We start from the raw sequence: 20,874 nt of genomic DNA, 5'->3' as shown, positions 1-20,874 counted from the left end.
AGTTTTTTCCTACTTACTCACTAATATGAAAATAAAATTTAAATACTATTTCGAGTAGGGAGCGAGGATCACCTCAACCCCCTGCTCACTAATCTGTTTTACCGTCTGCTCATCGACCCTATCGTCGGTTACGAGCACGCTTATCTGCTGCCAGGCCAGTTCCAGGTTAGGAATGCGCCGACCTATCTTGTCGGAGTCCACCATGACGATCACCTCACGGGAAACCTCGGCCATCACCTTGCTAAGGCCGGTCAGCTCGTTAAAGGTGGTGGTCCCTCGGGCGAGATCTATCCCATCGGCGCCGATAAACAGCTGATCGAAGTTATAGGAGCGCAGTACCTGCTCGGCCACCTGCCCCTGGAAAGATTCTGAATGGGGATCCCAGGTGCCGCCGGTCATCAGCAGAGTCGGCTCGTTTTCCAGCTCGTGGATGGCATTGGCCAGCTGCAGCGAGTTGGTCATCACCACCAGGCCCCGCTTGCCGTTAAGTTGCTGTACCAGGCCAGAGGTGGTGCTACCGCTATCGATAATGATGCGGTTATGGTCTTTGATCAGCCTGGCCGCCGCCTCGGCAATCGATAGCTTATTGGGTGCTATCTTGGCACTAAACTGCTGAGTGACCTCGTCCGGGATGGCCACGGCGCCACCATAACGACGCAGCAGCAAGCCGGTTTTCTCCAGCGCAGCCAGATCCTTACGTATGGTGACCTCAGAGGTCTCGAAACGATTAGCCAGCTCATCCACGCTCACCTCACCGGTCTCATTCAAGACGGCAATAATGCTGTGGCGGCGCTGTTGAGTGTTTCGTTTATTCACAAAGAGTTTCACTTAAGTTTCGTTTCGAAAGATGAATTATAGTGATTCGAAACTTTTTTACCAGCCCTATTGACGCAAAACTGAGCGAAAAACAAAAAAGCCGCTATCTAAGATAGCGGCTCGGCACCTAGAATTAGGCAGGGTAAATCTAGAACTTGGCCTCCAACGCCAAACCGAAGTGACGGCCCTCGCCTACGGTGACATCGGTATTGGTGCCACCAGCCAGATAGTCGGTATCGAACAGGTTCTTCACGTTAAGGCGCACGCTGACATCGCTGCCCATAAGATCCATGGTATAGGCGGCGCCGACATCGAAACGCACGTAGGCATCCTTAGTGATGGTGTTATCCGTATTGGCAAATCGCTCACCTACGTAGACGGCACCAAAGTTAAATGCCAAGTCTTCTGTCATCTCGTAACGGGTCCAGATGTTAGCCGACCATTCGGGTGCGTCCACAGGCGTCTTGCCGTTGAGTCTGTCTTCTTCCGGCCGTTGATACTCGGCATCAAGATACATCATAGATCCTGTCATGAACCACTTGTCGCTCAACTGTCCCTGGGCCCCCATCTCGAAGCCTTTATGACGCTGTTCACCGGATTGAGTGGTGATCGTCTTATCGCCACTGGTAGGGATCACCTCAAGATCTTGGGTCACGGTAACATTGGATACCGTAATATCGAAAACAGCGCCGGTTAGCAGCAGACTGCCATCGAACAGCTCCCACTTGGTACCGACCTCATACTGCTCGCCATACTCTGGGTCCAGATTCATCTGATCGTTCACATCATCCGGATCATTCACCATCCCCTGTGGCGTGAAGCTCTTAGAGTAGTTGAAGTAGATGCTGCCATTTTCGGCTGGCGAGTAGATCACCCCAAACTTAGGCGATACCGCATAGCTGTTGTTGCCCTTACCGTCCTTCTTCTGCTCATCGTAGCGTACGCCAGCCAACAACTGCCATTGCTGGTTGATGGTCATCAGATCCTGAATATAGAAACCATAGTGTTTGTAGTCGGATTCATATTTACCATCAGGATCATTGTGATAATCCAGATCAGGCTTAGGCAGTGGCTGACCCGGCATCACTGGCTGGTTTTTCTTTCCTGACTCTTTTAGTTGGCCATAGTAGTAGTCCAGCATGTTGGCTCCAATCAAGAGTTGATGCTCAACGTTACCCGTATTAACTATGCCAGTGAAATCGATGAAGCCGGTCTTATGTTGCCAGTCGTCATAACGGTCGAACGGACTAATGGTGTAACCATCGGTAAAGGGATCTTCCGAGCCCTTTAGCAGGCTAGGTGAAGAATCTAAACGCTGACGATTAAACTGCTGATCGTTATAACCTGCCTTAACCTGCCAGTCGTCGCTGAGATGATAGGTCAACTCGGCGCCCAGGTTTGAGATGGTGTTGTCGGTAAAGGCCCAGGGCATATCCCAGATGATATCTCTACCACCAATTAGCTCGCCATCGCTATTTAACCAGCCACCGCGGTCGATACCCGTCTTGTCCTGGGTATGGTCATACTTAAGCGACAGCATAAGATCATCTGTGATATCAAACTCAAGGTTCAGATAGCCTAACCAGCGATCGCGCTCTTGGTTAGTATCGTCTTGCCCATTCTCTCCAAAATAAGTTCGCCAGTATTGGGTGTCTTGCTTAACCAGCACCGTGCGGTAGCGTATGGTCTGCGCCTCATTCAGGCTGCCACCGGCATCAAGCTGAAAACGCGTCGAACCATGTTCATCGGTGTCGAATCCCAGGTTGAACAAGGTGTCGTAGGTTGGTTTCTTGGTCACCATGTTGATCAGACCGCCAGGGCCAGACTGACCATAGAGCATGCTAGATGGTCCCTTTAATACCTCGACCTGTTGTAGGGTCTCAATAGGCTGAACATAGTGAGACCACTGCTGCTGACCATTGATCAGATAACCCGAACCCGATGACAGTTCGAAGCCGCGAATGTTGAATACCTGGCGATTCCACTTCTCGCTGCCACTGGTCACGCTAGAGTCGTTCACCAGTACCTCAGACAGGTTGGTCGCTAGTTGTTCATCGGTCACAAAGTTGGGGATGATGGCCACAGACTGTGGCGTGTCCATCAGATCTATATCGCCGCGCATGGCACCCGAGGCGACCCCAACCTTATAGTCGTTAAAGGTTCGCCCCGTCACGGTGATGCGTTCGATATTGGCTTCGACCAGGCTGCTTTCGGCATCATCAGCCAAAGCGGGCGTAGCCGTCAGCGCGGCCAGTACCGCAAATCCGACAGGAGAATAGTTAAACGAACACAACTTAAATGACATGCAAACCTCACCACTAAACGACAAGTAAACGAAAGTTGCGACAAATATAAATGAGAATTATTTTTATTTAAGCTTATTTACATCCCTTTACACTGTAGGGAGATCTCGTTCACTAAATTAGCCCGCTCAGATACTTGCTCGCCCTCCATTGGCACAAACAGGCATAAAAAAAGCGACCACCTGGGTCGCTTCTTTCGCTGCAGTCAGCCTATTTCTTCTGCTTCACCGGGCGTGCCCAGCCAGTCAGATGACGCTGCTTAACGCGGGTGATCACCAGCTCATCGGCCGCCACGTCACGGGTGATGGTTGAGCCCGCACCTAAGGTGGCCCCCTTACCTATGGTGACTGGTGCCACCAGCTGAGTATCGCTGCCGACAAACACGTCGTCCTCGATTACCGTCAGGTGCTTGTTGGCACCGTCATAGTTACAGGTGATGGTTCCTGCGCCGATATTGACGCCAGCCCCTACTTGAGCGTCGCCGATATAGGCCAGATGACCCGCCTTGGAGCCTTCACCCAGCACGGCCTTCTTCATCTCGACGAAGTTGCCAATATGCGCATCACGCTTGAGCTCGGCGCCTGGACGTAGGCGGGCAAAAGGACCGGCACTGGCGGCTTCACCCACAATCGCATTTTCGATAATAGAATAAGGCTTAATCTCGGCGTTATCTGCTATTTCACAATCGATGAGAATGGCACCGGCGCCGATTGTCACGTTATTACCTATGGTGACCTTCCCCAGGAAGACCACATTGACGTCGATCATCACATCCATGCCGACCGTCACCTCGCCGCGCACGTCTATACGGGCAGGGTCGCGCAGGTTAGCCCCTTCGAGCATCAGCTTTTCGGCTGCTCGCGCCTGATAGGCACGCTCCAATTGGGCCAGCTGTACGCGATTGTTGGCCCCCTCCACCTCGATGGCCGAAGCGGGTTGCGCCGTGGTGATACTCACGCCATCACGATGAGCCATAGCCACGATGTCGGTAAGATAATATTCGCCCTGAGCATTATCCGACGACAGCTGGCTCAACCAAGCCTTTAGCTGCTTGCCCGGCGCCGCCATGATACCCGTGTTGATCTCCTTGATGCTTAACTGCTCTTCGTTAGCATCTTTCTGCTCGACAATCCCGACGACCTTACCAGCCTCGCGCACGATGCGACCATAGCCTGTAGGATCCGGCAAGTTCACGGTAAGAATAGCCAGGCCGTTATCGTCACGTGCACCCAGCAGCGCCTCCAGGGTTGAAGCCTGAATCAAAGGCACATCACCGTAGAGGATCAGCACGGTATCGTCATCGTTAATGTTGTCGTTTGCCTGTGCCACCGCATGGCCGGTGCCTAATTGCTCTGCTTGTAACACCCAGTTCAGTGCCTGCTCGCCCAGGCGGGCCTTAAGCTTATCGGCACCGTATCCGTACACCAGCTGAATCGCGTCGCTTCCCAGTTGATGTGCGGTGTCTATCACATGCTGCACCATGCTCTTGTGGGCGATGGGATGGAGAACCTTGGGAAGGTCTGAGCGCATGCGGGTCCCTTTGCCTGCGGCCAAAATAACGACGTTCAGTGCCATGAAGATATCCTTGGGTGATTACTGCTGATACAGAAGAAAATGCAAATTAAGTCGGCCGATTTTAATAGATTGCGCCAGCAAAAGCGAACACGGCACGCCTTTAAGCCGCTTAGAAGTTGATTATCTTGTCCGACTCCAGCAGCCAGAGCGCGAGGTCATCCATGGTGGCCTTCATACATCCCTCGATAACAGAGAGTTCGGTGAGGCCTCGGGCCTGCACACAGGAGGTGCAATACTTCACCTCGGCTCCCTGCGCCAGTACTATCTCTAGCATCTGCTGTAGGTTGTAACCCTCACCCGGTTGCTGCCTAGGTAACACGCCCGTCACGGCATCTGACAAGAGAAACAGTTTTACCTTAGGCATTGGGGTCTGCTCATTGAGCTGTATCGCCAGGCGTAGGGCGTTAAAGAGTTTCTCCGACCCATAGGGCGCATCGTTGACGACAATCAAGACTTGTTGCATGGCTTATCCTCCAGTGAAAACAGGAGCATCAGCCTATCATTGCAATCAATACGAAACGTCAGACCCGATCACGTAAAGGAAGCAAATAGAAGATTTAGGGAAGGAAAACAGATACAAAAAAGGCGGTCACCTCGCGGTTTCCGCCTTTTATCATCAAACAATAACCTTATCTGGCAATGTTCTTCTTGATGGTCTCTACAACGCGCAATTGAGCGATAGCCTGAGCTAATTCAATCGCTGCAGCGGCATAGTTAAAGTCTGCGCCAGCGTTAGCCATATGGGCTTCTGCACGACGCTTGGCTTCTACGGCTGCCTGCTCATCAATCTCTTCGGCACGCAATACTACGTCAGCCAATACGGATACTGAGAAAGGTTGTACTTCCAGGATACCACCCGAAAGGTAAAACACTTCCTCTTTACCATCTTGCTTGACGATGCGCGCCATGCCAGGTTTGATATGCGTAAGCAGAGGCGCGTGGCCAGGCATAACGCCTAAATCACCCTCAGCACCTGAGACTTGTAGGTGTGCTACTAGACCCGAAAAGATGCTGCTTTCTGCGCTTACAATATCAAGTTGTACTGTCATGGCTGCCATCCGTTCTCCTTAAAATATCAAGCTAATGCCTGATTATTTTTTGTTAGCTCGCTCGATAACTTCGTCGATTGAACCTGCCATGTAGAACGCTTGCTCTGGAATGTGGTCGAACTCACCTTCCAATAGACCTTTAAAGCCACGGATAGTGTCTTTAAGGGAAACGTACTTACCTGGAGAACCGGTGAATACTTCTGCTACGAAGAATGGCTGAGAAAGATATTTTTCAATCTTACGCGCACGGGCAACGGTAGTCTTATCTTCATCAGATAGTTCGTCCATACCCAGAATCGCGATGATGTCTTTCAGCTCTTTATAGCGCTGTAGTACGTTCTGTACACCACTTGCTACGTCATAGTGCTCTTGGCCAACAACCTGTGGATCTAGCTGACGTGAAGTCGAATCCAGTGGGTCAACCGCTGGGTAGATACCCAGAGAAGCAATGTTACGTGACAATACAACGGTCGCATCCAAGTGAGCGAAGGTTGTTGCTGGTGACGGATCCGTCAAGTCATCCGCAGGTACGTATACCGCCTGAACAGAGGTAATAGACCCTGTCTTGGTAGAGGTAATACGCTCCTGAAGAACACCCATCTCTTCAGCCAGTGTTGGCTGGTAACCTACCGCTGATGGCATACGGCCTAGCAGTGCAGATACTTCGGTACCCGCCAAGGTGTAACGATAGATGTTATCGACGAACAATAGTACGTCTTTACCTTCGTCACGGAACTTCTCAGCCATAGTCAGACCGGTCAGTGCCACGCGAAGACGGTTTCCTGGAGGCTCGTTCATCTGACCATAAACCATGGCCACTTTGTCGAGTACGCCAGATTCTTCCATCTCGTAGTAGAAGTCGTTACCCTCACGAGTACGCTCACCTACACCGGCGAATACTGACAAACCAGAGTGTGCTTTAGCGATGTTGTTGATCAGTTCCATCATGTTAACTGTCTTACCAACACCCGCACCACCAAACAGACCTACTTTACCACCCTTAGCAAACGGACATACAAGGTCGATTACCTTGATACCAGTCTCTAAAAGTTCAGTGGTGTTTGATTGATCTTCATATGAAGGCGCTTCACGGTGAATTTCATAACGCTCTTCTTCACCGATTTCACCCGCTTCATCAACTGGCTGACCTAGTACGTTCATGATACGGCCAAGAGTTGCACTCCCAACCGGAACAGTAATAGGTGAACCTGTGTTTACTACCTCGATACCACGACGCAGACCATCAGAAGAACCCATAGCGATGGTACGAACTACACCACCACCAAGCTGCTGCTGAACTTCCAGCACCAAGCCTTCACTTTTGATCTCTAGAGCGTCATAGACCTGAGGTACGGCATCATGTGGAAACTCAACGTCCACAACCGCGCCAATTACTTGGACAACAGTACCTGTGCTCATGATTAATCCTCTAAAACTTGTATTCGTTACCCAGCCTAAACCGCAGCGGCACCAGAAACAATTTCCGACAGTTCCTGCGTAATCGCAGCCTGACGGGCCTTGTTGTAGACCAACTGCAAGTCATCGATAAGTTCACCAGCGTTGTCTGTCGCAGCCTTCATAGCAACCATACGGGCTGCCTGCTCTGATGCGATGTTTTCAACAACACCTTGATACACTTGCGACTCCACATAACGAACCAATAAGGTTTCCAAAAGTTCTTTTGGATCTGGCTCGTATAGGTAGTCCCAGTGGTGAGCGATCTCATCATCTTCTGACTTAGGCAAAGGTAGCAGCTGTTCGATCACAGGCGTCTGGCTCATGGTGTTCACAAACTTATTGAATACCACATACAGACGGTCTAGCGTGCCTTCGTTGTATGCTTTTAGCATTACGCGTACTGTTCCGATCAGGTCAGCGAGCTTAGGAGCATCGCCGAGTCCTGACGTGTGAGCAGACACTTTTCCGCCAAAGCTGTTGAAGAATTGTACGCTGCGTGCACCGATTGGGCAGAATTCAACTTCCGCTCCAGCTTCACGCTGCTTCTTCACGTCCGCGACAACCTTCTTAAATAGGTTGACGTTAAGACCACCACAAAGACCACGGTCGGTTGACACAACAATGTAACCAACTCGCTTGGCTTCTCTCACTTCCAAATATGGATGCTTATATTCGAGAGAACCCTGCGCCACGTGACCGATCACCTTACGCATATTTTCCGCGTATGGACGGCTCGCTGCCATGCGTTCCTGCGCCTTGCGCATTTTGCTGGCTGCAACCATCTCCATCGCGGATGTGATCTTCTGAGTGTTCTGAACACTCGCGATCTTGGTTTTAATCTCTTTAGCGCCGGCCATCTTTACTCTCCAATCTGGACCTGAGGTGCCTTAAGACACCTCCGTGTCTTTACCAGGTTTGGGTTTCTACGAACTTGTCGAGGCCAGCCTTCAAACCACCTTCGATGTCGGCGTTGTAGTCGCCAGTCTCGTTGATAGTCTTCATTAGGTCAGCATGCTCGCTGTTCATGTAAGAGAGCAAAGAAGCTTCGAAATCACCGATCTTGTTCAGCTCAACGCCTTTTAGGTAACCTTTTTCAGCTGCGAAAATAGACACAGACTGGTCGGCTACGCTCATTGGCGCGTATTGCTTCTGCTTCATGAGTTCGGTAACACGCTCACCATGCTCAAGCTGAGCACGAGTTGCATCGTCAAGGTCAGATGCAAACTGAGAGAACGCTGCAAGCTCTCGATACTGTGCAAGTGCAGTACGGATACCGCCTGACAGTTTCTTGATGATCTTAGTCTGAGCCGCACCACCAACACGAGAAACCGAAATACCTGGGTTAACCGCAGGACGTAGGCCTGAGTTGAATAGGTCAGTTTCAAGGAAGATCTGACCATCGGTAATCGAAATTACGTTGGTCGGTACGAATGCAGATACGTCACCCGCTTGAGTTTCAATAATAGGCAGTGCAGTCAAAGAGCCAGTTTTGCCCTTAACTTCGCCATTAGTGAACTTCTCAACGTACTCAGCGTTAACGCGTGAAGCACGTTCAAGTAGACGAGAGTGAAGATAGAAAACATCACCTGGGTATGCTTCACGTCCTGGTGGACGCTTCAGTAGCAATGAGATCTGACGGTAAGCAACAGCTTGCTTAGAAAGATCATCATATACAATCAGCGCATCTTCACCACGATCACGGAAGTATTCACCCATTGAACAACCTGAGTACGGAGCCAGGTATTGTAGCGCCGCAGCTTCAGAAGCTGTAGCCACAACAACCACTGTGTTAGCCAGTGCGCCGTGTTCTTCAAGTTTGCGTACCACGTTAGCGATGGTAGAAGCCTTCTGGCCTACCGCTACGTATACACACTTAATGCCTGAATCTTTTTGGTTGATGATGGCATCGATCGCCAGTGCTGTCTTACCAGTCTGACGGTCACCGATGACCAGCTCACGCTGACCACGACCGATTGGGATCATAGAGTCAACGGCTTTATAACCAGTTTGTACTGGCTGATCAACCGACTTACGTTCAATAACGCCTGGTGCGATCACTTCAACAGGAGAGAAACCATCGTTGTCGATAGGTCCTTTACCGTCGATTGGTTGGCCCAGAGTGTTAACGACGCGGCCTAGTAGACCACGACCAACAGGCACTTCCAAGATACGACCAGTTGTCTTAACTTTTTGGCCTTCTGCCAGATCGGCATAAGGACCCATAACTACGGCACCGACAGAATCACGTTCTAAGTTCAACGCGATCGCATAACGGTTACCAGGCAGTTCGATCATCTCACCTTGCATTACATCGGCAAGGCCGTGAACGCGAATAATGCCGTCGCTCACTGCAACGATAGTACCTTCGTTGCGAGCTTCACTAACGACTTCGAACTGCTCGATCCGCTGTTTAATCAGATCGCTGATTTCAGTGGAATTCAGTTGCATGCTCAAACTCCCAATTACGACTGCAGCTTATCAGACAGACGGTTTAGTTTACCGCTGACCGAGCCATCTATGACCAGGTCACCTGCCGTGATGATTACACCAGCCACCAGGCTGGCATCTACGCTGCAATTCAGCTTAACTTTGCGTGTGAGACGTTTTTCTAGAGAAGCACTAATTTGTTGCTGTTGCTCTGCGCTAAGCTCAGTGGCAGAAACAACAGTTGCTTCAACCTCTTTCGCCCACTCGTTGCTGAACTCATGAAAGAGTTCATATACAGCAGGAAGTACTTCCAAACGACCGTTTTCAGCCATTACCTTTATCAGATTTTGACCTTGCTCATTGATCTGCTCACCACATACCTTAATGAAAAGGTCGGCAAGCTGGCTGCTCGCGAGAGCACCAGACAGCAGCGGCTTCATCGTCTCGTTTTCACTGACTTGAGCGGCAAAGCTAAGCATTTGTGCCCAGCTTTCTACTGCATTTTTCTCAATAGCATAGTCAAATGCTGCCTTTGCGTAAGGACGAGCGATGGTGCTTAATTCAGCCATAACTCACTCCCTAATCAAATTTCAGCAACTAGTTTGTTAACTATGTCACTGTGGGCGGCTTCATCAATCGAACGCTCAAGGATCTTCTCTGCACCGGCGATAGCCAGGGCAGCGACTTGCTTACGCAGGTCTTCTTTCACGCGATTACGTTCAGCTTCAATTTCTGCTTTACCCTGAGCGATGATTTTCGCACGCTCAGCGTCTGCTTCGGCTTTGGCCTCATCGACAATCTGAGCTTTACGCTTATTAGCTTGCTCAATGATTTCGTTAGCAGTTGCCTTAGCTTCTTTTAGTTGGTCAGTGGCTTTCGCCTGTGCCAACTCTAGGTCTTTTACAGCACGATCAGCATCAGCTAGACCGTCGGCGATCCTTTTTTGGCGCTCTTCGATGGCATTCATCAAAGGGGGCCAAACAAACTTCATGCAGAACCACACGAAGATAATAAAGGCAACCGTCTGACCGATTAGGGTAGCGTTGATATTCACAACAGCCTCCTATTTAGATTAAAGACAGAAGCGTTGATTACAGCATTGCACCCAGTGGGTTAGTAAACAGCATAAATAGTGCAATACCTACACCGATCATGGTTACCGCATCCAATAGACCAGCAACAATGAACATCTTAACTTGTAGCATAGGAGCCATTTCTGGTTGACGCGCAGCGCCTTCCAAGAACTTGCCACCTAGTAGGCCGAAACCGATAGCGGTACCTAGAGCACCCATACCAATCAGTAGAGCAACAGCGATAGCTGTCATGCCTAATACAGTTTCCATCTCTATCTCCAATATTCTAAATCTTTAGTTAGTTTGTGATTTAGCTTAAAAAAAATTTCTTCAGCAACCCTTAATGATCTTCATGCGCCATGCTGAGATATACGATCGTCAGCATCATGAAGATAAACGCCTGCAGAGTGATAACCAAAATATGGAAGATTAACCAACCTAGTTGTAGAGTCACACCTAGGGTAGATAACGCCAAGTTAGCACCATACATCAGCGCAATAAGGATGAAGATCAACTCACCTGCGTACAAGTTACCGAACAGACGCAATGCCAATGAAATAGGCTTAGCGATGAGGGTAACCGACTCTAATAGGAGGTTGACGGGTATCATTGCCTTATGGTTAAAAGGCTGTAATGTCAGTTCTTTAACAAAGCCTGAAACGCCCTTGACCTTGATGCTGTAGTAGATAATCAGCACAAACACACCGATAGCTAAGCTGAAGGTGATGTTTAGGTCGGTCGTTGGAACCACTTTCATGTATGGGATACCGGCAGCAGCTGCCAGCTCAGGAATCCAGTCAACTGGAATCATATCCATGAAGTTCATCATGAATACCCACACAAAAATCGTTAGTGCCAACGGAGCAATAACAGGATTGCGGCCATGGAAGGTTTCCTTCACGCTGCCATCGACGAATTCAACGATCATCTCGATAAAGCATTGAAGCTTACCGGGAACACCTGTCGTTGCCTTCTTGCCAACGCTGCGGAATAGCCACAAGAATAGAACACCAAGCCCAACCGAAAAGAACAACGAATCAATGTGCCATGTCCAGAAGCCTTCACCAACGTGTAAGTTGGTAAGGTGGTGCTGGATATAGCCCTGCGGTGTTAACGCTTCACCAGTTGCAGCCATGATTCATCCCACTTAACTTTGCTTGAAGTATAAAGGAGCTGTCCAATGCACTATTAGCGCCGAGATATAACAAACAAAAAGCGGCATAAAGACCACTTTTAGATTGATAAACACCAGCGAAAACATTGCTATGGTTAACAGCAACTTTACCGCTTCCCCCCAGTAAAAAGTTTTCATTACTTTTCCTGCTGAACTTGCTCCCGTATGGGAAAAAGCGAGGGTCGCGAATACAAAATTAGGGAGTACAGCAATGGCGCCACCTGCTAACGCAGACAGTCCGTACTGAGCTCCCCACACGGCGAAAAAGACAATCGAAACACCCCCAGCCATCGCCGCCTGCATCAACACCAATTTATAGGCAGACCACCGGCCACGACGTGCTAAAACCTTGCTCAATTCATCTTCTCCGCATTCTTACTTTTTGTTTCTATGACCGGACGACAAATTATCAGGCCATCTTAGAGGTACAAAAAGCTTGCGAAAGTATACCTTTTCGCACATTCAAAGCAAGTTCAAGGTAAGTAAAAATAGGGACTTTTAACGTGATCTACGCCAAAAGTCTAAAAGTGAAAGATTAACAGATGTCACAAAGTTACATAATATTACGTTAACTTGGGCTAATTAACGGATTTTCTCAATAATACCATCCAATTCAGCCAAATTTTGATAGTTAATTACCATTTTGCCCTTGCCTTTTTTGTTATGGCTAATGGAAACTTTTGCCCCTAATTTTTCAATTAATTGGCTCTCCAGGCGGGCGACATCCTGATCTTTTGCGGGTTTATCGACAATTTCAGGTGGATTTAAGGTTTTATTCACTAATCGTTCAGTTTCACGAACAGTTAGTTCTTTGGCTATCACGACTCTGGCCAGGTTGGTTTGCTCATCTCCAGGTAATGCGAGCAGGGCTCGGGCATGACCCATATCGATGTCACCATACTCGAGCATACGCTTAACTGGCTCTTCTAAGCCATTCAAACGTAAAAGATTTGATACAGTCGTGCGTGACTTACCCACGGCATCGGCGGTTTGTTGATGAGTCAGATCGAACTCTTTGATCAGACGCTCAAGTGCAATAGCCTCTTCCATCGCGTTGAGATCTTCACGCTGAATGTTCTCGATTAAGGCGATAACACCGGCGGCCTCGTCCGGTACCTGTTTGACGATGCAGGGAACCTTGTCGAGCTTGGCCAATTGTGATGCACGCCAACGACGCTCACCGGCGATGATCTCATAACCCTGGTCCGACACCTTGCGCACCACGATAGGCTGAATGATCCCCTGGGTCTTAATAGACTCTGCCAGCTCCTCAAGCGCTTCGGGTGACATATCCTTACGGGGCTGATATTTGCCTGGCTGCAGCAGATCCAGGGCAATCATCTTGAGCTCTTCATTGTTGCTCGGCTCGGCCTCTTGAGTCGGGGCCTGTTTTACCGCCGCATGGCTAGTGCTTAACAGTGCGTCTAATCCTTTGCCTAGACCACGTTTCTTGGGTGTCATCTGTTTTTCCTTAAGCTTGCTCTAACTGAGTATGCTGCTCAGCGCGTCTAATGATCTCGCCTGCCAACGCCAGGTATGCCTTGGCACCGGCGCTGGACTTATCGTAATACATAGCGGGCGCACCAAAGCTTGGCGCCTCGGCTAGCCTCACGTTACGCGGGATCACTGTGCGATAAACTTTATCGCCAAAATGCTGTTTTAACTGATCCGACACGTCGTTGGCGAGTCGGTTACGGGGATCGTACATGGTACGCAGAATCCCTTCGATGGAAAGCCCTGGGTTCACCATGGCCGCCAGCTTGCTGATGGTATCCATCAGGGCGGTCAATCCCTCCAGCGCATAATATTCACACTGCATCGGTACTAACACCGAATCGGCAGCCGACATAGCGTTAACCGTCAGCATGTTCAGCGAAGGCGGGCAATCGATGAAGATAAAATCATAGTAATCTTTGACCGGAGCCAGGGCGTTACGCAGGCGGATCTCCCGGGCAAAGAACTCCATCAACTTGATCTCGGCCGCGGTCACATCACCATTGCCGGCGATCAAATCGTATTTGCCGGCAGTGTCGCGATAGACCACCTCATCCACCGACTTTTCCTCGACCAAGAGTTCATAGGCGGTGTTTTCGACGCTGTACTTGTCTACGCCGCTCCCCATAGTCGCATTACCTTGAGGATCAAGATCGATAAGCAACACTTTTCGCTTGGTGGCAGCCAGAGAGGCCGCTAAGTTCACACAAGTTGTTGTTTTTCCGACGCCACCTTTCTGGTTGGCCACGGCTATCACTTTACCCACAATATCATCCTGTCTATCACGTTCTTCGATTAGATAGTAATACCAATCGTAATAAATAATTGATCATTCTAGCTTGTTAAAACGCTCGATAACTACATTAATATTTTTAATTGTAGAATAACTACTTATCTAAAAATCTTGCTTTGTTCTCAAGCGTTTTTCCTGCGCTATTTCTGATCAAATACTTACTGTGATTGGTATAAAACGCTTCATCAAATTGCTTGAACTGGTTAAATAATGCAACTCTTAACCCAGGGGACTAAGCCGCTTTGACCACCCGTAGCAGGTGGCGCTGTTCGTCTAGGCGAGGTACGCGCAGTTCGAAGACATCTGTCAGCTCGAATCCTTCGGGCATGTTCGCCATCTCTTCATCGCTCAATTGCCCCTTCAAGGCGTAAAAACAGCCTGTGGGCTTTGGCAGATGGTGGCACCACTGCAACATGTCCTGAATCGACGCAAAGGCGCGACTGAGCACGCCATCAAACTTCTCTTCGGGTTGATAGGCTTCGACCCGGCTCTCGACCGAACTAATATTACCTATCGCCAGCTCAAATTGAACCTGTTTTTGAAAACGAATCCGCTTGCCCAGGCTGTCGAGCAACACAAACTCTTTATCTGGATTCATGATGGCCAGCGGGATCCCTGGAAGGCCTGGCCCGGTTCCCACATCGATAAATCGCTCACCCACCAGATGAGGGCTGGCCGCCAGGCTGTCCATGATATGACGGATCAACATCTGCTCGGGATCCCGTACAGATGTCAGGTTGTAGGCCTTGTTCCACTTGGCAAGCATGGCAACAAAATCAAGCAATTGTTGCTTCTGCTTAGGGGTAGCCGTCATCTGCATGTCGGCAAGATAGCTGTCTAATTGGGCTGCTAACACTGGGGTATCCTCGATAAACAATGGGATATTATGAAGCCGAGTCGCAGGGATGGGAAGTGTTAGACCTCCCATCCCGGTCATCAAAATAGATTTTTTAGTGATTTAGGCGCTCTTTCTGAGCAGGCCACGTTTCTTCAGGTGAACTAAGAGGATCGAGATAGCCGCCGGCGTGACCCCCGAGATACGCGAGGCCTGACCTACGGTATCCGGCTTATGATCGTTAAGCTTGGCGATCACCTCGTTGGAGAGACCTGGTACCTCTTGATAGTCGAGATCTTGTGGCAGTCCGGTCTTCTCGTGGCGAATCGCCTTGTCGATCTCGTCTTGCTGACGCTGGATATAACCCGAGTATTTCACCTGGATCTGCACCTGCTCAGCGGCGCGTTGATCTTCGATGGCCGGACCAAAACCCTCTACACTCATCAGCTTGGGGTAATCCAGCTCGGGTCTGCGCAGCAGTTCCTCGAAGGTGGCTTCGCGGGTGATTGGCGTCTTAAGATGCGGGTTAAGCGCATCGACCAGTGGCGAATTAGGGTGGATCCACTGGCTACGCAGACGCTGTAATTCAAGCTCGATCGATTCACGTTTGGCATTGAACTTAGCCCAGCGATCGTCATCCACCAGTCCTAACTCGCGGCCTTTCTCGGTGAGACGCAGATCGGCATTGTCTTCACGCAGCAACAAACGGTACTCGGCGCGGCTGGTGAACATACGGTAAGGTTCTTTGGTGCCTAGGGTCGACAGATCGTCTACCAATACCCCGAGATACGCCTCGTCACGACGCGGACACCAGGCTTCTTTGCCCTGTACCTGCAATGAGGCATTCATGCCCGCCAACAGACCTTGGGCACCGGCTTCTTCGTAGCCCGTGGTACCGTTGATTTGACCGGCGAAGAATAAACCTGAAATTGCTTTGGTTTCTAAAGAGTTTTTAAGATCTCTCGGATCGAAATAATCATATTCGATGGCGTAACCCGGACGAATGATCTCGGCGTTTTCCATCCCCTGAATTGAGCGCACCAGATTCAGCTGTACATCGAAAGGCAGGCTGGTGGAGATCCCGTTAGGGTAGATCTCGTTGGTGTTCAAGCCTTCAGGTTCGATAAAGATCTGATGCGAACTCTTATCGGCGAAACGGTTGATCTTATCTTCGATAGAAGGGCAGTAGCGCGGGCCTATCCCTTCGATCACCCCTGAGTACATAGGGCTTCTGTCTAAGCCACCACGAATGATCTCATGGGTGCGCTCATTGGTATGGGTAATAAAACAGGAGATCTGCTTAGGATGATCTTTGACGTCACCGATAAAAGACATCACAGGTAAGGGGTCGTCACCTTTCTGCTCAGTCATGAGATCGAAATTAATCGTGTTGGCGTCGATACGCGGTGGCGTACCGGTTTTCAGGCGGCCAACACGAATCGGTAATTCACGTAAACGATCGGCAAGGGAGATCGATGGTGGATCGCCGGCACGCCCACCGCTGTAATTCTCCAGACCAATATGAATCTTACCGCTCAAAAATGTTCCCGCAGTCAGTACGATAGCAGGCGCCTCGAAGGCGAGTCCCATCTGAGTAACGACCCCGATAACACGATCATTCTCAACGATTAGATCGTCTACCGATTGTTGGAACAGGCGTAAATTAGGCTGATTTTGCAGGATCTGTTGGATCTTGGCGCGATAGAGGGCGCGATCCGCTTGGGCACGGGTTGCACGCACCGCAGGGCCTTTACTCGAGTTTAAGGTACGAAATTGAATACCGGCATGATCGGTTGCAGTGGCCATGGCGCCACCTAAGGCATCGATCTCCTTAACAAGGTGACCCTTACCAATACCACCAATTGCCGGGTTACAGGACATCTGGCCTAAGGTATCGATATTATGGGTTAACAATAATGTCTTGGATCCCATCCTAGCAGATGCCAATGCTGCTTCGGTTCCTGCATGACCACCGCCAACAACAATTACATCAAACCGCTCATGAAAATGCATCAGATTACCTTAAAACCTATATCGAAAATAAAAATGATACTGCCCCGAGATCGGACAGAGTTACTCATCGAGTAGCCGAGTATTTTAGCATCTGGAAAGCCATAGGTGAAAGATCAATTTAGGCCTTTCGATCGCCAAAGGATCTGGCTTATAGATCTTAAGATCTTTATATAGATCTTTTGTTATGTTTACTATTAGGATCGCGATCTTCTGTGGGTAAGTCTATTTATCATTTAAAATCAATAGATAACATCCATTCGATCCTGTGATCTGATCGCGATCTAAATGAAATAAGCTTGTGGGTAGATCCCTTACTTATCCACAATGCAGATCTTACTCGTCGATAGGGGTTGAATAATGCAGAGTTAGATCAGATCAAAATAATACCTTATCCACATATTTATCATTTAAGATCGCAATTTGTGGATAAGGTAGATCTAATCTGTGGGTGAGATCGCTTTGATTACGGGGGAGGGGATCTAAAGTTTATCTTGCCAGCTGCTCAACCATGCTTGAGCGGGCTCTTCGGGGATGGGATCATATTGCACATCGATCTGGATCTTATCCACATAGACTTGTGCACCGCAATTTTCCATCGCTTCAATCAGTTTCTCCGGGCCCTGACAAAAGGTGTCGTAACTCGAATCGCCGATGGCGCATAAGGCGTATTTGGTTCGGCTCAGATCCGGTTTTTTGCTGTCTATCTCATCGAAAAATGGCTGGATATTGTCGGGTAGATCGCCAGCGCCATGTGTCGATGAGACGATCAACCACAGGCTCTTGGGATCCAGATCGCTCAGTTCTGCCTTTAGATGTACCTGGGTTTCGTGGCCCTGATCTTCCAATTGGGCGGCTAACTCGTCGGCGACATACTCTGCGCTTCCTAGAGTGGTGCCGACAATAAGTTCAATTTTTGCCATTATATTTCCTAAATTCAAATGGTTAACTCGGCTCCTGTTGACCTGAACGTTTGCTATTCACATAGTGCAACTATGTTTCATGGCTCTCAACTTGCGCAAAACGCGCCTTGATTGAGCAAGATAAACCAGACAGATAAACAGACACTAACCAGACAGCTAATGCTGTCAGTTGCAGATTGCAGCCATCATAAGTCAATTATCGTTAGCGGTCTTCTCTGCATCGCTTATTTCGCGAGCTGAAAGGGCTTAGGCTTCTAGAAGCCCTGAAGGGGGCTTGCTGGCGTAGAGTAGATAATTGACCGCCGAATTGCTGGACAGCTTCCAGCGGCGGGTGAAGGGATTAAAGACCATTCCCTCGACAGCCTTAGTCGACAGTCCGTGGGGAGTGAGCATCTCGTCTAGCTCCTTCGGAGTAACGAAATGGTGCCAGTCGTGTGTGCCTATGGGCAGGTAGCGCATGATGTACTCGGCGCCCACTATGCCAATGATATAAGATCTCAGGGTGCGATTAAGGGTCGCCATCACTAAGAGACCGCCTGGTTTTAACAGATGGCAACAGGTGGCCACCAGCGCGGCCTGATCCTCCACATGTTCTATCACCTCGGTATTTAAGATCACATCATATTGAGGCTGATCCCCTGGCAGATCGCTGGCTAAGCAGTGGCGATAATCTATGGGAATTGACCAGCTGTTGGCGTGGCGACAGGCCAGGGTGATGTTGTGTTCGCTGGCATCTATTCCTGTGACCTGGGCGCCCTGGCTGGCTAAGGGTTCACACAAGAGGCCGACGCCGCAGCCGATATCTAAAAGCGAAAGCCCATCGAAGGGGATGTCCTGGGTGAGATCGCGGTTAAAGTGGCTGGCTATTTGATCTTCTATGGCCGTGAGGCGTGTCTGGTTAAAGCCGAGCACATGCTTAAATTTACCTCGGGGATCGCGCCACTCCTTCGCCAGGGCATCGAACTTGGCGATCTCCGTTTGGCTGTCTATCTTGGTCTTGAAGCGGCTCAGTTGGCTTTTGTCTAACATGGGCTAATGCCTTAGTCTGTGGCGATAAAGGCGGCTACTCGAGTCTAAGCATCTAGTCTAAAAACAGGAGAACCGCTATTTATCACTGCATTATAGGTGATGCTCCCTGTGACTTTGATGAGCTAAAAGCTGGATCACGTTAGTTTGTCCGGGAGCAGGCTAAGCTTGTGTCACTTTATACGTCTGTTCAAGGAAGTGAAGATCATGGTACAGAAAATTATTTTAGATACAGATCCTGGCATAGACGATGCCATGGCCATCTTGTTTGCCGAGGCGCATCCCGATATCTCCCTCGAAGCGATCACCTGCGTTTATGGTAACGCGACAATAGAAAATGCCACGGCAAATGCGCTGTTTTTAAAAAAGAAATATTCGCTTAAGGCCGATGTGGTTAAAGGTGCAGACAAACCGCTTGAGCGGCCGCCGGTCGGGGCGACAACCATAGTCCATGGTGAAACGGGATTTGGTGACTTTCATGCGCCTAAGATAGAAGATCTTAAGGCCGATCCAAGACCCGCCTATCAATACATCATAGATAGTGTGCGATCTCAGCCCGGCGAGATCACCCTGGTAGCGGTTGGGCCGCTGACTAATTTGGCCCTCGCCCTTAAGGCGGCGCCGGATATAGTGGATCTGGTGAAAGAGGTGGTGGTGATGGGCGGCGCCTTCGGTGTCAACGGCCACAGAGGTAACGTGACGCCCTATGCCGAGGCCAATATCCATGACGATCCCCATGCGGCGGATCTGGTCTTCACGGCGCGTTGGCCAACGACCATCATAGGCCTGGATGTGACGCAGCAGAGTTTCTTTACCCGCCAATATCTCGATGAACTGCACGGTGCGGCCGGGGAGCCGGGTGAATTTATCTGGAAGATTAGCCGCTTCTACCTCAAGTTTTATTCCCAGAAGTTGGGGCTGGAAGGCTGCCATGTGCATGATCCATCGGCCATCGCCTATGTGATCGATAAGAGCCTGTTTACCCTGCGAGAGGGCCCGGTACGTGTGGTCACAGATGGGCCGGCCGAAGGCCATACCATACAGAAATTTGATGGCCGCCCGTATCCCCACGATGAGTGGCAGGACAAGCCGTCTCAGCGCATCGGGGTGGCAGTGGAGGACAAGCGATTACTCGCCCTTTATTGGGACACCCTAGTGGACTATGGCAAGCGTTGATTATGGTAAGAGTGGGCTAATGCCGGCGTGAAGCGCCTTAGCCTATGCTCTGTAGCTGTGAGGCCAGTAGCCAGATGGCCAGGACGAAGAAGATAAGCCCCATGAACTTGTTCTGATTGGCTCTGAACTTCTCATTGTTAAGCAGATTCTTGCCTAAGCTGCCAACCAGGGCCACCAGCAAGAGATTGAAGCTGAGTCCCATGAGGTTGAGTAGCAATCCCAGGGCCAGCATCTGCTCCGCCGAGCTGGCTGTCAGTTGGCTGGAGACAAACTGAGGTAAAAACAACACGAAGAAGATCAGGGCCTTGGGGTTTAACAGGTTGCTGATCACCGCGCGGCGGTAGAGCTGCCTGGCTAATTTATTCTGCCCAGCAATTTCTGGTGCCTGGCTCGGGGCGGCGCGCATGCAGTCCCAGCCCATCTTCAGTAAGTAGAGGCCGCCGGCGATCCTTAACACTTCGAGTGCTACCGGGTTGAGTGCGATCAGCGCAGAGACACCCAATGCCGCCAACAGGGTCAAGATCAATCCTGAGGTGGCATTACCGAAGCTGGCATAGACGCCCACCTTTTTACCATAGCTGAGACTCGAGCTGGCGATCAGTAGCATGTCGGGCCCTGGGATCAAGAGTAGGGCGATTACCGTGGTTAAGTAGAGGGGGAGTAGTGCCAGATCTATCATGGTGCGTGTACAAATATGCCGTCTAGGGTCAAACAAGGCGCGGATTGTACAGGGTTAGTGTTA

Annotated in this window: 21 protein-coding genes; 1 reads left to right on the top strand and 20 read right to left on the bottom strand. The window is 49.9% G+C overall.

Annotated elements, in window-relative coordinates:
- Nucleotides 1–45 precede the first annotated feature (45 nt).
- The 19 genes from L2731_RS13770 to ubiG all read right to left on the bottom strand — a co-directional run bounded on the left by L2731_RS13770 (nucleotide 46) and on the right by ubiG (nucleotide 18,959).
- Nucleotides 46–816 carry a DeoR family transcriptional regulator gene (locus tag L2731_RS13770; protein ID WP_160795513.1) on the bottom strand — a complete coding sequence of 257 codons (771 nt, stop codon included), beginning with the start codon at nucleotides 814–816 and terminating at the stop codon, nucleotides 46–48.
- 148 nt (nucleotides 817–964) lie between these two features.
- Entirely contained in the window at nucleotides 965–3,121 is a 2,157-nt protein-coding gene (locus L2731_RS13765; RefSeq protein WP_249253674.1) for a TonB-dependent receptor, read from the bottom strand.
- A 208-nt stretch (nucleotides 3,122–3,329) separates the two neighbouring features.
- The gene (gene glmU / locus L2731_RS13760) at nucleotides 3,330–4,694 is read right to left on the bottom strand and encodes a bifunctional UDP-N-acetylglucosamine diphosphorylase/glucosamine-1-phosphate N-acetyltransferase GlmU (RefSeq protein ID WP_239853813.1); all 1,365 of its coding nucleotides are present in this window, start codon (nucleotides 4,692–4,694) and stop codon (nucleotides 3,330–3,332) included.
- 109 nt (nucleotides 4,695–4,803) lie between these two features.
- A complete protein-coding gene (locus tag L2731_RS13755; RefSeq protein ID WP_041509594.1) occupies nucleotides 4,804–5,157 on the bottom strand; it encodes a DsrE/DsrF/TusD sulfur relay family protein in 354 nt (117 codons plus the stop codon).
- A 166-nt stretch (nucleotides 5,158–5,323) separates the two neighbouring features.
- Entirely contained in the window at nucleotides 5,324–5,752 is a 429-nt protein-coding gene (locus L2731_RS13750) for a F0F1 ATP synthase subunit epsilon (protein ID WP_011867635.1), read from the bottom strand.
- 33 nt (nucleotides 5,753–5,785) lie between these two features.
- A complete protein-coding gene (gene atpD / locus L2731_RS13745; protein ID WP_041509595.1) occupies nucleotides 5,786–7,162 on the bottom strand; it encodes a F0F1 ATP synthase subunit beta in 1,377 nt (458 codons plus the stop codon).
- Between the two features lie 35 nt (nucleotides 7,163–7,197).
- A complete protein-coding gene (gene atpG / locus L2731_RS13740) occupies nucleotides 7,198–8,058 on the bottom strand; it encodes a F0F1 ATP synthase subunit gamma (protein ID WP_041509596.1) in 861 nt (286 codons plus the stop codon).
- A gap of 49 nt (nucleotides 8,059–8,107) precedes the next feature.
- Nucleotides 8,108–9,649, bottom strand: a complete 1,542-nt coding sequence (gene atpA, locus L2731_RS13735; RefSeq protein ID WP_041509597.1) for a F0F1 ATP synthase subunit alpha — start codon at nucleotides 9,647–9,649, stop codon at nucleotides 8,108–8,110.
- A gap of 14 nt (nucleotides 9,650–9,663) precedes the next feature.
- On the bottom strand, nucleotides 9,664–10,197 hold the full coding sequence (gene atpH, locus L2731_RS13730; RefSeq protein ID WP_041509598.1) for a F0F1 ATP synthase subunit delta: 534 nt from the start codon (nucleotides 10,195–10,197) through the stop codon (nucleotides 9,664–9,666).
- Between the two features lie 14 nt (nucleotides 10,198–10,211).
- Nucleotides 10,212–10,682, bottom strand: a complete 471-nt coding sequence (gene atpF, locus L2731_RS13725) for a F0F1 ATP synthase subunit B (RefSeq protein WP_041509599.1) — start codon at nucleotides 10,680–10,682, stop codon at nucleotides 10,212–10,214.
- Nucleotides 10,683–10,719: 37 nt separating this feature from the next.
- Entirely contained in the window at nucleotides 10,720–10,971 is a 252-nt protein-coding gene (gene atpE / locus L2731_RS13720; protein ID WP_011639455.1) for a F0F1 ATP synthase subunit C, read from the bottom strand.
- Nucleotides 10,972–11,041: 70 nt separating this feature from the next.
- Nucleotides 11,042–11,836, bottom strand: a complete 795-nt coding sequence (atpB, locus tag L2731_RS13715) for a F0F1 ATP synthase subunit A (protein WP_041509600.1) — start codon at nucleotides 11,834–11,836, stop codon at nucleotides 11,042–11,044.
- 12 nt (nucleotides 11,837–11,848) lie between these two features.
- Complete coding sequence (locus tag L2731_RS13710) at nucleotides 11,849–12,232, bottom strand: ATP synthase subunit I (protein WP_249253672.1); 384 nt, start codon at nucleotides 12,230–12,232, stop codon at nucleotides 11,849–11,851.
- A gap of 225 nt (nucleotides 12,233–12,457) precedes the next feature.
- Nucleotides 12,458–13,336 carry a ParB/RepB/Spo0J family partition protein gene (locus L2731_RS13705; RefSeq protein WP_249253670.1) on the bottom strand — a complete coding sequence of 293 codons (879 nt, stop codon included), beginning with the start codon at nucleotides 13,334–13,336 and terminating at the stop codon, nucleotides 12,458–12,460.
- A 10-nt stretch (nucleotides 13,337–13,346) separates the two neighbouring features.
- Nucleotides 13,347–14,135: a ParA family protein gene (locus L2731_RS13700; protein ID WP_041509601.1), complete on the bottom strand. Its 789-nt coding sequence runs from the start codon at nucleotides 14,133–14,135 to the stop codon at nucleotides 13,347–13,349.
- Between the two features lie 259 nt (nucleotides 14,136–14,394).
- On the bottom strand, nucleotides 14,395–15,018 hold the full coding sequence (rsmG, locus tag L2731_RS13695) for a 16S rRNA (guanine(527)-N(7))-methyltransferase RsmG (protein ID WP_249253668.1): 624 nt from the start codon (nucleotides 15,016–15,018) through the stop codon (nucleotides 14,395–14,397).
- A 102-nt stretch (nucleotides 15,019–15,120) separates the two neighbouring features.
- Nucleotides 15,121–17,010: a tRNA uridine-5-carboxymethylaminomethyl(34) synthesis enzyme MnmG gene (mnmG, locus tag L2731_RS13690; protein ID WP_249253666.1), complete on the bottom strand. Its 1,890-nt coding sequence runs from the start codon at nucleotides 17,008–17,010 to the stop codon at nucleotides 15,121–15,123.
- A 479-nt stretch (nucleotides 17,011–17,489) separates the two neighbouring features.
- Nucleotides 17,490–17,930, bottom strand: a complete 441-nt coding sequence (mioC, locus tag L2731_RS13685; protein ID WP_239882165.1) for an FMN-binding protein MioC — start codon at nucleotides 17,928–17,930, stop codon at nucleotides 17,490–17,492.
- 246 nt (nucleotides 17,931–18,176) lie between these two features.
- On the bottom strand, nucleotides 18,177–18,959 hold the full coding sequence (ubiG, locus tag L2731_RS13680; protein ID WP_249253664.1) for a bifunctional 2-polyprenyl-6-hydroxyphenol methylase/3-demethylubiquinol 3-O-methyltransferase UbiG: 783 nt from the start codon (nucleotides 18,957–18,959) through the stop codon (nucleotides 18,177–18,179).
- 204 nt (nucleotides 18,960–19,163) lie between these two features.
- On the opposite strand from ubiG, the gene L2731_RS13675 reads away from it, so the two are divergent.
- Complete coding sequence (locus L2731_RS13675) at nucleotides 19,164–20,132, top strand: nucleoside hydrolase (protein ID WP_249253662.1); 969 nt, start codon at nucleotides 19,164–19,166, stop codon at nucleotides 20,130–20,132.
- A 37-nt stretch (nucleotides 20,133–20,169) separates the two neighbouring features.
- Here L2731_RS13675 and L2731_RS13670 read toward each other — a convergent pair whose 3' ends face one another.
- Nucleotides 20,170–20,811, bottom strand: a complete 642-nt coding sequence (locus L2731_RS13670) for a LysE family translocator (RefSeq protein WP_249253659.1) — start codon at nucleotides 20,809–20,811, stop codon at nucleotides 20,170–20,172.
- Nucleotides 20,812–20,874: the final 63 nt, after the last annotated feature.

Origin of the sequence: Shewanella aquimarina (genome assembly GCF_023349185.1) — a bacterium.
GTDB classification, from domain to species: Bacteria; Pseudomonadota; Gammaproteobacteria; order Enterobacterales; family Shewanellaceae; genus Shewanella; species Shewanella aquimarina.
This window is presented reverse-complemented; position numbering and strand designations above follow the sequence as displayed.